The following is a 571-nucleotide window of genomic DNA, read 5'->3' on the forward strand; positions in this document are numbered from 1 at the left end:
TATTAGCTGTTCCTAGTTATACAAAGATTATTTTTGCTGGTGATGATGCTCAACTTCCACCTGTTAATGATTCTTCTGTAATTCCTGAATTAGAAGGTTTAGATTTTATAAATACTATAAGACTTACAAAAGTTTTTAGAAGTGGAGATACTGTGTTAGAGCTTGCATATAAAGTTTTAAATCGTGAATTAATTGATTTTAGATTATATGATGAAAAACAATTAGAAAAACTAGTTTTACCACTTGTGGAACAGGGGTATCAAATTTTAACAAATACAAAAAAAATGACTAAGAAAATTAATTTAATAGTTCAAGCTAATAAGGATAAAATTACGAAGTGTTTTAATGATTATTGTTATGAAATCGGTGATAGAGTCATGATCATTGCTAATGATTCATCTAGAAGGGTTTATAATGGTGATACTGGTAAAATTGTTGATCATGATGATAAAGGTATTTTAATTCAATTGGATTTTGAAGATAGGCAAGTGTTTTATAGATATTTAGATACAGTTAATATTGTACCAGCTTATGCATTTACAGTTCATAAATCTCAAGGTAGTGAATATGA

At 27.3% G+C, this 571-nt stretch carries 1 pseudogene; it reads left to right on the forward strand.

Annotated elements, in window-relative coordinates:
- A pseudogene (locus FE392_RS20980) lies at positions 1-571 on the forward strand (hypothetical protein); the annotation flags it as partial.

It is taken from the genome of Xenorhabdus santafensis (assembly GCF_033949405.1).
In the GTDB taxonomy this organism is placed as follows: domain Bacteria; phylum Pseudomonadota; class Gammaproteobacteria; order Enterobacterales; family Enterobacteriaceae; genus Xenorhabdus; species Xenorhabdus santafensis.